The organism is Nostoc sp. UCD121 (genome assembly GCF_014222285.1).
Classification (GTDB): Bacteria; Cyanobacteriota; Cyanobacteriia; order Cyanobacteriales; family Nostocaceae; genus Nostoc.
This window is the reverse complement of the sequence record NZ_JACKZS010000223.1, coordinates 1-12,024: the sequence shown is the minus strand read 5'-3', so window position 1 is coordinate 12,024 and position 12,024 is coordinate 1. Positions and strand designations below refer to the sequence as shown.

Here is a 12,024-nt window from a genome sequence, read left to right as displayed (position 1 = left end):
GGGACAAGGGGGAGAATAATAAATAAATTACCTCTTATCCCCTCTGCTCCCTTCTCCCTGCCCCTCTGCCTCTTCTGCCCAATTCCCAATGCCCCATGCCCAATTCAGACAAATAACTTAACAAAGACTCTAGCAGCGACCTTCAGGTTGTAGAGTGAAATCAATTAGCCCTCTAGATTGGCGATTGATAACTAAAAGGGAAAATAATCATGGTTCAACGTGGTTCTAAAGTACGTATTCTCCGCCCTGAATCCTACTGGTTTCAGGATCTAGGAACTGTGGCTTCCATTGACCAAAGCGGCATCAAATACCCTGTAATTGTCCGCTTTGAAAAGGTCAATTACTCTGGTATCAATACCAACAACTTTGCCCAAGATGAATTAGTCGAGGTTGAAGCACCAAAGGCTAAACCAGCTAAAAAATAGCAGCAAAGCTACAAGGGGGTTGTTTGATGCGATGATGAAGGGTAGTCTTAAGTCTGAAGTATGAAATCTGAAAATTTCAGTTCATTCATTCTTCACCCTAGCCTACCCTAATCTATGAGAGCCGCCCTGCGGGTATTCACGGTTTCTTTTGGGTAATAATACGAGCCATCTACGGATGTGTAAGTTAGTATCCCATCTCTTCTTTATTTGAACCCCCAAGTACATCAAAATTGTCTGCTTAATCAGCTTAAATGCCTGAACTGCCTGAAGTTGAAACAGTCCGCAAGGGTCTAAACCAATTGACTCTTAACCAAGAAATTACGGGTGGAGATGTGTTGCTCAATCGCACCATCGCCTACCCGTTTTCTGTTGGTGAGTTTGTTGATGGAATTGAAAAAAATGCGATCGCTACTTGGCATCGTCGCGGTAAATATCTCCTGGCCGAACTCTCTTCCCCTTCCTCAACCAGTTGGCTAGGGGTTCATCTGCGAATGACCGGTCAATTACTATGGCTGCATCGAGATGAACCATTACATAAGCACACGCGGGTTAGATTATTCTTTGGGAATCAGCAGGAATTACGTTTTGTCGATCAGCGCACCTTCGGTAAAATTTGGTGGGTTCCGCCTGGTGTTGCTGTAGAAAGTATTATGACTGGTTTGGCAAAACTGGCAGCAGATCCATTTTCGCCAGAATTCACTGTCGAATATCTAGCAAGCAAACTCAAAAACCGCCGCCGTCCGATTAAAACTGCGCTACTCGATCAGTCTGTGGTGGCGGGATTGGGCAACATTTATGCCGATGAAGCCCTGTTTAAGAGTGGAATTTTACCTGAAACTTTGTGTATAGATTTGCAGCTAAAGCAAATTGAGCTTTTGCGAACAGCCATCATTCAAGTTTTAGAAACCAGCATTGAAGCTGGTGGTACGACTTTTAGTAATTTCCTAAATGTCAAAGGTACTAACGGCAACTATGGTGGTGTTGCGTGGGTTTATAATCGCGCTGGAGAACCCTGTCGAGTTTGTGGTATGTCAATTCAACGGATTAGGCTAGCTGGGCGATCTAGTCATTTTTGTTCCGAGTGTCAAACGCCAGGGGGAATTAGGAGACGCGATTAATCGCGTTTTTACAGGAATTGTTACTTCTAATTCGGAAGTCTCCTAAAATGCAGATAAAACAATCTAGAAATTTGAGAGGGGAATTCATGGCAGTTAAAAAGGGAGATATGGTTCGCGCTATCCGCGAGAAACTGGAAAACAGTCTGGAAGCAAAAGCCAGTGATACTCGCTTTCCTTCTTATTTGTTTGAAACCAAGGGCGAAATTGTAGATGTTAAAGGTGATTACGCCCTGATTAAGTTTGGGAAAGTGCCAACACCCAACGTTTGGTTACGCGTCGATCAACTAGAAGAGTTTAAATAAGCAAAAAGAATTCAGAAGTCAAAATCCAAGAGTCAGGATGAATTCTGACTCTTGAATTCTTATTGATAAAAATCGCACTTTAATAATTATGTCTTCTTCCTCTAACTCTCCAATTGTGTGTAATTTACCCCGTGTCACCATCGTGGGTGCGGGTAGAGTTGGTAGCACTTTAGCTCAACGCATTGCAGAGAAAAACCTTGCAGATGTAGTTTTACTAGATATTATCGCGGGAATGCCCCAAGGCTTGGCGCTGGATTTGATGGAAGCCAGGGGAATTGAAATACATAATCGCCAGATTATCGGCACAAATAATTATGCTGATACATCTGGTTCTCAAATTGTGGTGATTACCGCAGGACTTCCCCGCAAACCAGGGATGAGTCGGGATGATTTGCTGAAAACCAATGCCAAGATTGTGGTAGAAGCGGCAAAAAATGCGATCGCTCATTCTCCCAATGCTATTTTTATTGTCGTCACCAATCCGTTGGATGTGATGACTTATTTAGCTTGGCAAGCTACAGGTTTACCACGCGATCGCATTATGGGTATGGCTGGCGTGTTAGATTCCGCCCGTTTTGAAACCTTTATTGCCCTAGAATTGGGCGTTTTGCCCGCCGATGTCAAAGCGATGGTATTGGGCAGCCACGGCGATTTAATGGTTCCCTTGTCTCGTTATGCTACCGTTAATGGCATTCCTATCACTGAATTGCTGGATGCAGCCACAATTGAACGCTTGGTAGAAAGAACCCGCAACGGTGGTGCAGAAATTGTGGAATTGATGCAGACGGGTGGTGCTTTTTTTGCTCCAGCATCGGCTACTAGCGTAATGGTAGAATCGATTTTATTAAATCAGTCGCGGTTGTTGCCTGTAGCAGCATATCTGCAAGGTGAATACGGTTTAGAAGATGTTGTAATTGGTGTTCCTTGTCGGTTGGGATGCGGTGGAATTGAGAGTGTATTGGAATTGACACTCAGCGATGAAGAAAGAAAGGGTTTGCATACTTCGGCTCAATCTGTGCGTCAAAATATTGAGCGATCGCAGGAAATTTTGGCTAACAAAAATAATCCATAATCCAACATGAGTTCGATGGCTCATATAGTGCAATACGGTTCGGTTAAGGGAAAAGACGGCGATTTATCGCGTCTTTGTGATCTATAACTACATAAAACTGTCCCTCTCCGAGTCGGAGAGGGACAGACTTGAACTAAAGTTCAAGGCAGGGAGAGGTTTTTCAAACTCACCAGAATATTTGTGCCGTTGGCGTTAACGACGGTAATCCTCATCTGCGGGGTCGCCGTAGGGGTCTTCGCTGGCTGGACGGACATCACCAAACTCCCCTGTGTCTGCGGGGTCGCCGTAAGGGTCTTCGCTAGCTGGGCGAACGTTGCCGTAAGACGATATATCTGCGGGGTCGCCGTAGGGGTCTTGACTGGCTGGAATAACGTTACCGTAAGATGCTGGGTCTGCGGGGTCGCCGTAGGGGTCTTCGCTGGCTGGACGGACATCGCGATCGCGGAATTCGGCATCTCTCTCAGCTTGATCGCTGTTTGATCCCAAAAGCAACTCCTTCGCCTTTCGGAAAAATTCATCTACCATAATCTGTCTCCTGATTTAAGTTCGTGTTTCCGACGTGCGCGATGGCGTTATCCTCTGGGAAACCCGCTTTCTTATTTACACACGCTTCGCCGATCTAGAGTGCTGGTGCTGCGGATGAAGTTATACCAGTTAGATCGCGACCTGTGGCACTCCGGTTATAGCCTTGGAATTCCCGATATTTTTGTGCTTCAGATTCTGGTACTCGAATTCCTTCTGCTGGTGGAGTAACCCAGTGAGCGCGATGTTCAGCATCGCGGTAGTATACACGCCCGTTTTTGGAAAGATAGTACTTACCTTGCGCTCCTTCTTGGGGAGCATTCTTATGCTGGTTGTACATATAGTAAAGTGCAGCAGCACCCGCCAAAAGTGCAACTTTTTGTCCTGTACCCAATCCCTTCTTAGCTTCGGTTTGGCGATCGCTGACTGTTCTACCAACGGTATCATCAACAGGTGGTGGTACTGAAGCTTTTTGGGAACCGCCTCCGCAGCTACTCAGCAAGGGTACCATTAGCAATGCCGAAAGTAGCACTGCAAATAGACGCGAAACTATTTTACGTTCTTTAAATATTGTGTTCATTGGATTTCTTCATCACCTGTATTTGCTAAAAGCCTTGCTGTTGCAAAAACCAAGTTGGAAATCCTGTTATTTCACCTGGGATTGAAAAAACATATTTCACTTAATTTGTAACTGCACAGCTACAGCGTTTCACTTTTATGATGATTGGTTTCTTCAGGTCTTCCATCCTGCGTTCGAGAGAAACTGCATTCATCCCAAAGAAATATATTGCTGATTTTTTATTAATCAATTTAGCTGAAACGCCGAAATATTCAGCAATTTCTCGGTTATTTTTTCTGGGTAAATAAATTAGAAATATACAGCTACTATGATGATCTTTACCAAAAAATAGATTAAATATGACATCAAAAAATATTGCCCAAACTAGAACTCGTCTGCTGTTGGCTTTGTGGGATTTGGGAGGAATGCAGCAGGAAGTTAAAAAGGGTCAACTTACCAAGCGAATTGTATCTAAAAGCCAGAAGGTAGCAGATTATCAGGGTTCATTTGAAGAATTGCAGAATCAGGGTGCGATCGCAATTTCCAAAAAGGGATATTTTCTGACATCCCCCAAGGGTTTAGAGGTATTGGGTGAGGGTTTGAGGAGTGGCGATTTCAAATTTGAAGGGACGATTGTCGGAACTTGGGCGGCGAATGCGTTGGTGAAGTGGATTCGTCAGATTGATGTTGCGGTAGCTGGTGCAGATGTACCAGTTAATGGGAAGAGTGCGTTAGCCGAGCTTTCCAAAGGAATCGCATCTTACGACGAGTTTAAATCTGTGGCGTTGGAAGTCTACGACAAGCTGAACTATGAGTACAACTTTAATAATCTAGTGCCAATTTACCGCATTAGAAGAGGAATTGGCGATCGCGTGAGTCGTACAGAGTTTAATGACTGGCTGCTAGAAACCCAAGCCGACGACATTTTGCAACTGCAAGGCGGGAGTGTAGAAGACAGCGCACCCGACAAAATTGAAGATTCGGTAGCTACAGAATTAGATGGATTACGTTGCTACGCCACACGCCTGAAACCTTAAACCTTATTTGACTCTTCACACATTAATTTCACAACACTATGACTGTTACCACATCTACCATTGATGATCTGATTAGAAATCAAAACCCTTTTGCAGGACATATTGTGGTCAGACCACAACAAATCTGGGGTAAAAGTTTTCCTGATGTTCCCTCAATTAATGCTCATGCCTCTAATGCAGTTTTTGATGCTGTTGATAAAGTCCGTAAAAGAAAACGTGAAACTGTAGGTATCACAATTACAGCAGAAAAAGGGTTAGGTAAAAGCCATATTATTAGTCGGATTCGCCACCGATTACAGACAGAAGATATTAGCTTATTTATCTATATGAGTAAGTATGATAACTTGAATCAAATTAAGTCTCTGTTTCTGCAAAGTGTTGCATCTAGCCTCAGAGCTTTTGGTAGCCAAAAAGTAATGCAATGGCAGGAAATTGCAGCAGCTTTAATTAACGAAGCCAAACAGTGGGAATATACGCCACAGCAGTATATTAATATGTATCCAAGTTGGTTGAGTCAGCACTCAACTAAGGCGATAGTCCACTTAACAGAAAGTGTTCTGAAAGTCAAGCCTGAAATAACCAACCCTTACATAGTGAAAGCAATTTTGTGGACACTTTCTCCAGTACATATCAATTATGCAAGCTATTGGTTATCTGGTTTGGAATTAGCACAATCGCAAGCTGAAGAAATGGGGTTGCCAAATCCTAAAAGCGAGGATAGAGAAGCTGAAGCATTAAGTACTGTTCGTCAAATTCTAGATATCACTAGTAATTATCGAGTTCCTGTAATTTGTTTTGACGAATTAGATATTGCAGATGCTGCTGATAATGGATTTTTAGCAGCACAAGTTATTGCAAACTTAGTTAAGGATTTATATAACAGTCTAAAACAAGGTGTTTTATTGTTAGCTATGTATCCTCGTACCTGGGAAGACCAAATCAAGGCTTTACCAGAAGCTGAAGCAGTTGTTGATAGATTAGCAAGTGAACAAGCTGATAGGCAACCAATTGCATTAAAGTATCTCAATTCTGATGATATCGTTGCTCTAGCGAGTCAATGGTTACAAGATTTTTATGAGGAACATCAACAAATTCCGCCTCATCCTCTCTACCCATTTGATGAAACTAAACTTAGAGAACTTGGTAAGAGTAGACCTACTGTAAGGTCAGTTTTAAAATGGTGTGCAGAAAATTTTGTACCTAATGGGTATATTATTGATGATACTAAAAATTCAACAACAAACACTACAACTCAATGGACATCTACAACAATTCATCCGGTTAAACCGTATTTCGATAATGAATTAGCAAATATTGAAGGTTCTATTGATTCATTAATGGAAGAAGAAGCAACAATTACTGATGCTCTTTGGGTAGCTTTCAATAGTTTAATAGGTGAAACTGTAGAGGGAGTAACAATCGAATCAATTGAAGAAGTAGAGCCTAGTGCAGCAAATAATGGCTTCATGGATTTCAAAATTATCGGCAATAAGAAAAAAGTGAGGATTGGAGTAGATGTAGTTCAGCAAGACCGCACTGTTATAGGTGCTGCCTTGGGACGACTAATTGATTACAAAACATTTAATATAACTCGTGGTTGCTTGGTGCGTTCAAAAAAAATTAGTCAAAATGCAGTATTAGCTAGAAAGCATTTGAAATTACTGCTACAACAAAAGGGTGGAGAATGGGTAAGCTTGCAAAGCCAAGATATTAAACCTCTTTTAGCTATCTATTTTGTTTGGTATAACAGTGAGAGTTACGAACTGACAGATGAACATATATTTGATTTTATTAGGCAAGAAAAACTAGCAATAAATAATCCTTTGATTCGAGAAATTCTTAGCGATCCTTCTGGTCAAGAACCTACTAATTTAAGCGATGATGGATTACCTATTAGTATTCCTCAAAGTGTTGTTAGTGCTGATAATATCGACCTCAATATATAGCTAACTATAAATGAATCAGCAGTTCTCAATTCCAACAGCACTATGTCTAACCGTCCCTGATATTGAAGCTTTAATACAGGGACGAACAATTGCAGCTTTACCCAAGATGTTTATTCGTCCTGGGCAAAGATTTGCACTTTATCCAGCTGACTCTTCAGTTTCAATTAAAGCTTGGGCTAAATGTGAACTTTGCCAAATTTTAGACGAGACTAAGCCATTAGATATTTTGTCTAAATTGACAATATGGACACCAAAAGCATTAAAGGAGATACTACAAAAACAACAGTATCTTTTCTTGGCTTATTTACGTGTATATGAGTTACCTCAATTACAAGAAATACTAGTAAATCCCAATATTCAGGAAAAGCTAGGAAAATTTATTAGTTTACCTAATTCTCTAACGGTTTCTGAAGAAAAGCCAGTAATAAACGATCGCACCTTCGCCCAACGCAAACACCAGTTAGAAAAGCTAGAACCCTCGCTGCATCGTGAATTAGAAGAATTGCAGAGTGCGATCGCATCCTTAACCATTAGCCAACCAGCAGCTAAACAATTAGACGACGATATCAAAATATTCTTAGGTTGGAGTAGTGACAAGCTAATTAAGCAACCCGATCCAAATTTAGCTTGGATAAATGATATTGCAAAATTGGGCGATCGCAGCATTGAACAAGACGACAAAAAAAGCAACTACCAAGCTGGTACAGATTTTGAAAACATCGCACGTCAAAGTCTGGATTTTTTAGGCTTCAAAGTTGAAAGTGCTTATAAAGGTGGCGCTGGAGGCTTAGATTTATATTGTTCAAAACCTTACCCTATTATTTGCGAGTGTAAAGCGGGTAAGCTTATTCCGAGTCGTACAGTTGAGGAATTACTCAAACTTGGAGGGATGCACTTAGGTAAAACTCAACTATTAACTTCAGCTAAGTTAGTAATTGGCCCTGGTAATCCATCTACAGATACACAAAAAGCTGCTAAAGAATGGGAAGTAAGTATTATTAATGCTATGACTTTACAAAAGCTCGTTGAATTCAAAGCAAAATATCCAGGTGCTATTAACTTAGTCGAATTACGGCAATATCTAGAACCTGGGCAAATTGACTATAAAATTGATGAATATATTGAGAAAGCTGAGAGAGCGATTAAATTGCGATCGCACATTATCCAGCTTGTAAAAAATTATTTACAAAACTCAGGTGCAGAATTTTCTGGTGTTGATGCTCTACATGGTGCTTATTTCGGCTCACATCCGCCACAGCCATTAACAACAGTAGAAATGCACGAAATTTTGATAGAACTTTCTTCACCTTTAACAGGATATTTAGGACGAATAAAAGGCAGTAATTGGAATAGCGATCGCTTTTACTTTCTCCGCGATTTACCTATTAACTAAAAATAATACAATATATCTCTCTCTTTTCCTACCTTCGCGCTCTTTGCGCCCTTTGCGGTTCGTTTAAAAGTACTGAAGTGCAAGCTATTTTGTGGTTAATTCATTTATGAATAATTAATACTATCTATTGACTTAATTTGATTTTATGAGAAGCAATAAAGAGCGATCGCACAACCCACCATAGCGATCGCTATCTTCATCTTTTTCTCAGTATCTTTTATTTATAGTGACAAACTTTACAGAAATTTTACACTTAGACCCTGTGTAACTTCATTTACATGAAATAACAGATTTAGTACTGTCGAAGAAACACATTATACTTACTACACTGGTGTTCATTGATAACCAACCTGTACCAAGTTTAAGACTTAGGCGAGATGACCCATGTATTATCAAATTTGGAATTTCTTTCTTAAAGAAGATAAATATATTTATTGGCAAGAAAAAATAAAATTTAACAAAAGTTATAACAAAGTTACATGGCAAAAGGTTATTGATTTTTTGTCATTAGTAGAGCAAACATTCCAATTGAAAAGTCAATTAGCAGAAACCAATAGCCTTGAGCCATTTCTCAAGTTAGCAACAAAAAATGGCTGCAATTTGACGGCAGAAGAACTTGCGTGGTTTCTAGTTACGAGAAGACAAATTTGGGATCTTTTTGATTTTGCACAAAAAACGCCATCTCTCAAAGAAGAATTGCTCATCTCTAAAGATCCTCAGCAGTTCGTCAACATAGCTGCTGATAATGGCTATAGCTTTTCTGTAGAAGAGTTAGCTTGGCTGTTAATTGAAATAAAATCATCGCCAGAAATAGTATCTATCAACAACAGTGTTGGGGAGATTCTCACAGGTTCAAACTATGGCAGAATTGACATAGGATACTGGATTTGGCTAGCAGAAGATTGGGGAATTGTGCCACCATTCTGTCATCGAGAAAAGCAGGGTAATTTATTATTTGAAGATACCAATAATCCTTTTTTACTCGATCGCTGTTTTCTACCCAAGAGCTATTTTAATCAACGCCTTTTGCTAAGTATTAATTCGTGATGATGTATATAGTAATCCGTGCAGGAGTTACGAACAAAAAGATCCCCGACTTATTCAAGAAGTCGGGAATCTAAGCCTCCGCACGTGGCTGCGCCTAAATTCCATTTATAAAACATTATTACGAATTACGAATTATAAATTATACAGTGAAGCATCCTAGACGAAAGATAAAACTTTTATCTAGGATGCTTCACAATCAAAAATTGTTGCTGATACAACAATTAGCGATAAAATCTGATATTTAGACTAGAGCTATCAGCTAGCAGAAACGGTTAAACTGCCAGGTTTCTGAAGATCACCTTGCAAAACCACACCTCGCTGATTGGCATGGATATGACGCAAAATCTTGTAAATTGCCTCAACTTGGTCTGATGCGCCAGCTTTCTCGGCGAGTTCATCAAGAGAAATGGGAGCTTTTTCTTTTTGCAGCACTGCTACCACTCGTGTTTGCAAATCGAGAATAGAGGCGGCTGCTTTTTTACCAGCTTCTACGCCTGGTTGATGGTAGGCGTTGACGTTAACCAAGCTAGCGTATAAACCAACAGCGCGTTCATACAAAGCAATTAATGCCCCTACAGTTCGGGGGGTAACTTGGGGAATGGTAACTGTAATCGAATCGCGGTGATTTTCATAAAGCGCTTGTCGGGTTCCTTGGAGAAAACCGGAAAGATAATCGCCTGATGTAACTCCCGGATCTATTTCAGTGGATGGGCCCTGACGATCTTCCAACACTTCAACGAAGGTAGCAAAGAAATTCGCTACACCCTCACGCAACTGCTGAACGTAAGCGTGTTGATCTGTTGAGCCTTTGTTGCCATAAACGGCGATGCCTTGATGGACAACATTACCGTCTAAGTCTTTTTCCTTGCCCAAAGATTCCATCACCAGCTGTTGCAAATAGCGACTGAATAAAAACAAGCTGTCCTTGTAAGGTAAGACAACCATATCTTTTTCGCCCTTTCCGTTACCAGCAAAGTACCAAGACAAAGCTAGCAAGGCTGCTGGGTTATTTTTCACATCTGGGACGCGGGTAGCGTCATCCATTTCTTTTGCACCATCTAGGATGGCGCGAACATCAATGCCCTGTAGTGCGGCTGGTACTAGCCCCACAGCAGACATTTCTGATGTACGTCCTCCCACCCAGTCATACATGGGAAATCTGGCTAGCCAACCTTCATCTTTGGCTAGTTTATCGAGGTTGCTGTCAACGCTGGTAATTGCTACCGCATATTGAGCAAATTCCAAATTATGTCCGGCGTAAGCTTTTTTAACCTCAATCATGCCGTTGCGAGGTTCTGGTGTTCCTCCAGATTTGGAGATTACCAATACCAAAGTGCTGGCGAGGCTATTTCGTAGATGATTGATAACGCGATCGATACCTGCCGGATCGTTGTTATCGATAAAGTGAAGTTTCAGAGGTGGGAAATCAGGAGCGAGAGCTTCTGCGACGAATTGGGGGCCGAGGGCGGAACCACCAATGCCAATGGAGATAATATCCGTGAAGCGGCTTGCTCTGGGAGGATGAATAGCACCTGTTTGGACTTTTTCCGCAAAAGCTTCGATTTGTTCTAGGGTTTGGACAATTTCTTGTGTAAGTTCTGGAGTTGGCGCTAAATCAGGATTTCGCAGCCAGTAGTGTCCAACCATGCGGTTCTCGTCGGGATTTGCGATCGCACCCTTCTCCAGTTCCGCCATATCCGCAAACGCCTTGTCAAACTTCGGCTGCAACGATTCTACGAAGGCATCATCGAACCGCATTCGACTTATGTCTAAGTACAGTCCCAATCCCGCGTGGAAATATAACCAGTTTTGGTATCGTTGCCAAAGTGCCCTAGCATCCATAGGGAAATCTCAAATAAAGTGTTTTTCAAAACCAGTTTAATGTAAGGTTCTAGCGATCCCTGCCTAGCCTTATACAGTTTACAGTTTTAAGTGTTCCCTTAACTCTTCACTTTAAACATCTGGCATAGGAATGACACGCAGAAATTTCACAATTTCACCCCTAATTTCTATACCAATTAGGTAATTATCCAGGGTGAAGCGGTGAAAAATGCCTTCATTATCAAGCTGTCGTAGTTCTTTTAGATCGCTCAGTTGCCACTTTTGGGCTAATTCAATAAAAACAAAATCATGCACCCGCTCGTAAGCAGCAGGTTCTAAATTTTTCAGGTCTAGTAAAAAAGACCTTGCATAGCGCATTTCTAGACTCACTAGGCTTTACCTTAACCAAAACTTGAGGGGCCACTGGCACAAGAAAAGAAAGCGCTGCTGAATCAGAAAAACATCAACAGTCGTACCGCTTCTTCATGGGTTAAGATATCCCACGGTTGCTGCGCTCGCTTAACTTGTTGTATCGCTTTGAGCATATAAAAGTCATAATATAAACCTTCCAGAACGTTCCAAATGTCTTGCAAATCGTCATCACCTAACTGCTCGATTAAGTGATGCATTCTCAGCCTCAGCAAATTCATAGGCCAATTTTTACCTACAACCCAACACCAACAGTAAATATTATTCCCACAAAATTAGCAAAGGTTAACGGCAATGTAGCACTATGCTCAAGCTACGCTAAAATTTATTCGCCCAGTGAAGAGGCGGGGGGC

At 41.3% G+C, this 12,024-nt stretch carries 13 protein-coding genes; 8 read left to right on the top strand and 5 right to left on the bottom strand.

Annotated features, from left to right (window positions below; genetic code table 11):
• Positions 1-209 precede the first annotated feature (209 nt).
• The 4 genes from GNF10_RS30515 (at position 210) to mdh (ending at position 2,917) form a co-directional block, all read left to right on the top strand.
• Positions 210-425, top strand: a complete 216-nt coding sequence (locus tag GNF10_RS30515) for a photosystem I reaction center subunit IV (protein WP_012410286.1) — start codon at positions 210-212, stop codon at positions 423-425.
• 251 nt (positions 426-676) lie between these two features.
• The gene (locus tag GNF10_RS30510) at positions 677-1,543 is read left to right on the top strand and encodes a DNA-formamidopyrimidine glycosylase (RefSeq protein ID WP_185585861.1); all 867 of its coding nucleotides are present in this window, start codon (positions 677-679) and stop codon (positions 1,541-1,543) included.
• Positions 1,544-1,629: 86 nt separating this feature from the next.
• Positions 1,630-1,845: an NAD(P)H-quinone oxidoreductase subunit O gene (locus GNF10_RS30505; RefSeq protein WP_114082812.1), complete on the top strand. Its 216-nt coding sequence runs from the start codon at positions 1,630-1,632 to the stop codon at positions 1,843-1,845.
• Positions 1,846-1,933: 88 nt separating this feature from the next.
• Positions 1,934-2,917 carry a malate dehydrogenase gene (gene mdh, locus GNF10_RS30500; protein WP_185585862.1) on the top strand — a complete coding sequence of 328 codons (984 nt, stop codon included), beginning with the start codon at positions 1,934-1,936 and terminating at the stop codon, positions 2,915-2,917.
• Positions 2,918-3,109: 192 nt separating this feature from the next.
• Here the strand turns inward: mdh and GNF10_RS30495 are convergent, their stop codons facing one another.
• Together GNF10_RS30495 and GNF10_RS30490 are read right to left on the bottom strand one after the other, a co-directional pair.
• Positions 3,110-3,442, bottom strand: coding sequence for a translation initiation factor (locus tag GNF10_RS30495; protein ID WP_185585863.1), 333 nt, complete (start codon positions 3,440-3,442; stop codon positions 3,110-3,112).
• Between the two features lie 94 nt (positions 3,443-3,536).
• Positions 3,537-4,019: a hypothetical protein gene (locus GNF10_RS30490; RefSeq protein WP_185585864.1), complete on the bottom strand. Its 483-nt coding sequence runs from the start codon at positions 4,017-4,019 to the stop codon at positions 3,537-3,539.
• A gap of 338 nt (positions 4,020-4,357) precedes the next feature.
• Between GNF10_RS30490 and GNF10_RS30485 the strand changes: the two genes are divergently transcribed.
• The 4 genes from GNF10_RS30485 to GNF10_RS30470 all read left to right on the top strand — a co-directional run bounded on the left by GNF10_RS30485 (position 4,358) and on the right by GNF10_RS30470 (position 9,421).
• Complete coding sequence (locus GNF10_RS30485) at positions 4,358-5,035, top strand: hypothetical protein (protein ID WP_185585865.1); 678 nt, start codon at positions 4,358-4,360, stop codon at positions 5,033-5,035.
• A gap of 38 nt (positions 5,036-5,073) precedes the next feature.
• Entirely contained in the window at positions 5,074-6,981 is a 1,908-nt protein-coding gene (locus GNF10_RS30480; RefSeq protein ID WP_185585866.1) for a hypothetical protein, read from the top strand.
• A gap of 10 nt (positions 6,982-6,991) precedes the next feature.
• Complete coding sequence (locus GNF10_RS30475) at positions 6,992-8,374, top strand: DUF1802 family protein (protein WP_185585867.1); 1,383 nt, start codon at positions 6,992-6,994, stop codon at positions 8,372-8,374.
• A 384-nt stretch (positions 8,375-8,758) separates the two neighbouring features.
• The gene (locus tag GNF10_RS30470) at positions 8,759-9,421 is read left to right on the top strand and encodes a Nif11-like leader peptide family natural product precursor (protein ID WP_185581517.1); all 663 of its coding nucleotides are present in this window, start codon (positions 8,759-8,761) and stop codon (positions 9,419-9,421) included.
• 255 nt (positions 9,422-9,676) lie between these two features.
• Here the strand turns inward: GNF10_RS30470 and GNF10_RS30465 are convergent, their stop codons facing one another.
• The 3 genes from GNF10_RS30465 to GNF10_RS30455 form a co-directional block, all read right to left on the bottom strand.
• Positions 9,677-11,263, bottom strand: a complete 1,587-nt coding sequence (locus GNF10_RS30465) for a glucose-6-phosphate isomerase (protein WP_185581516.1) — start codon at positions 11,261-11,263, stop codon at positions 9,677-9,679.
• Between the two features lie 111 nt (positions 11,264-11,374).
• Entirely contained in the window at positions 11,375-11,632 is a 258-nt protein-coding gene (locus GNF10_RS30460) for a cytotoxic translational repressor of toxin-antitoxin stability system (protein WP_174712487.1), read from the bottom strand.
• A gap of 62 nt (positions 11,633-11,694) precedes the next feature.
• On the bottom strand, positions 11,695-11,892 hold the full coding sequence (locus GNF10_RS30455; protein WP_114082804.1) for a hypothetical protein: 198 nt from the start codon (positions 11,890-11,892) through the stop codon (positions 11,695-11,697).
• Between the last annotated feature and the right edge of the window lie 132 nt (positions 11,893-12,024).

What these genes read in the sequence shown, in the direction of transcription:
- GNF10_RS30515 (WP_012410286.1), top strand. Translation starts at nt 210, where the DNA reads ATGGTTCAACGTGGTTCTAAAGTACGTATTCTCCGCCCTGAATCCTAC.
- GNF10_RS30510 (WP_185585861.1), top strand. Translation starts at nt 677, where the DNA reads ATGCCTGAACTGCCTGAAGTTGAAACAGTCCGCAAGGGTCTAAACCAA.
- GNF10_RS30505 (WP_114082812.1), top strand. Translation starts at nt 1,630, where the DNA reads ATGGCAGTTAAAAAGGGAGATATGGTTCGCGCTATCCGCGAGAAACTG.
- mdh (WP_185585862.1), top strand. Translation starts at nt 1,934, where the DNA reads ATGTCTTCTTCCTCTAACTCTCCAATTGTGTGTAATTTACCCCGTGTC.
- GNF10_RS30495 (WP_185585863.1), bottom strand. Translation starts at nt 3,442, where the DNA reads ATGGTAGATGAATTTTTCCGAAAGGCGAAGGAGTTGCTTTTGGGATCA.
- GNF10_RS30490 (WP_185585864.1), bottom strand. Translation starts at nt 4,019, where the DNA reads ATGAACACAATATTTAAAGAACGTAAAATAGTTTCGCGTCTATTTGCA.
- GNF10_RS30485 (WP_185585865.1), top strand. Translation starts at nt 4,358, where the DNA reads ATGACATCAAAAAATATTGCCCAAACTAGAACTCGTCTGCTGTTGGCT.
- GNF10_RS30480 (WP_185585866.1), top strand. Translation starts at nt 5,074, where the DNA reads ATGACTGTTACCACATCTACCATTGATGATCTGATTAGAAATCAAAAC.
- GNF10_RS30475 (WP_185585867.1), top strand. Translation starts at nt 6,992, where the DNA reads ATGAATCAGCAGTTCTCAATTCCAACAGCACTATGTCTAACCGTCCCT.
- GNF10_RS30470 (WP_185581517.1), top strand. Translation starts at nt 8,759, where the DNA reads ATGTATTATCAAATTTGGAATTTCTTTCTTAAAGAAGATAAATATATT.
- GNF10_RS30465 (WP_185581516.1), bottom strand. Translation starts at nt 11,263, where the DNA reads ATGGATGCTAGGGCACTTTGGCAACGATACCAAAACTGGTTATATTTC.
- GNF10_RS30455 (WP_114082804.1), bottom strand. Translation starts at nt 11,892, where the DNA reads ATGAATTTGCTGAGGCTGAGAATGCATCACTTAATCGAGCAGTTAGGT.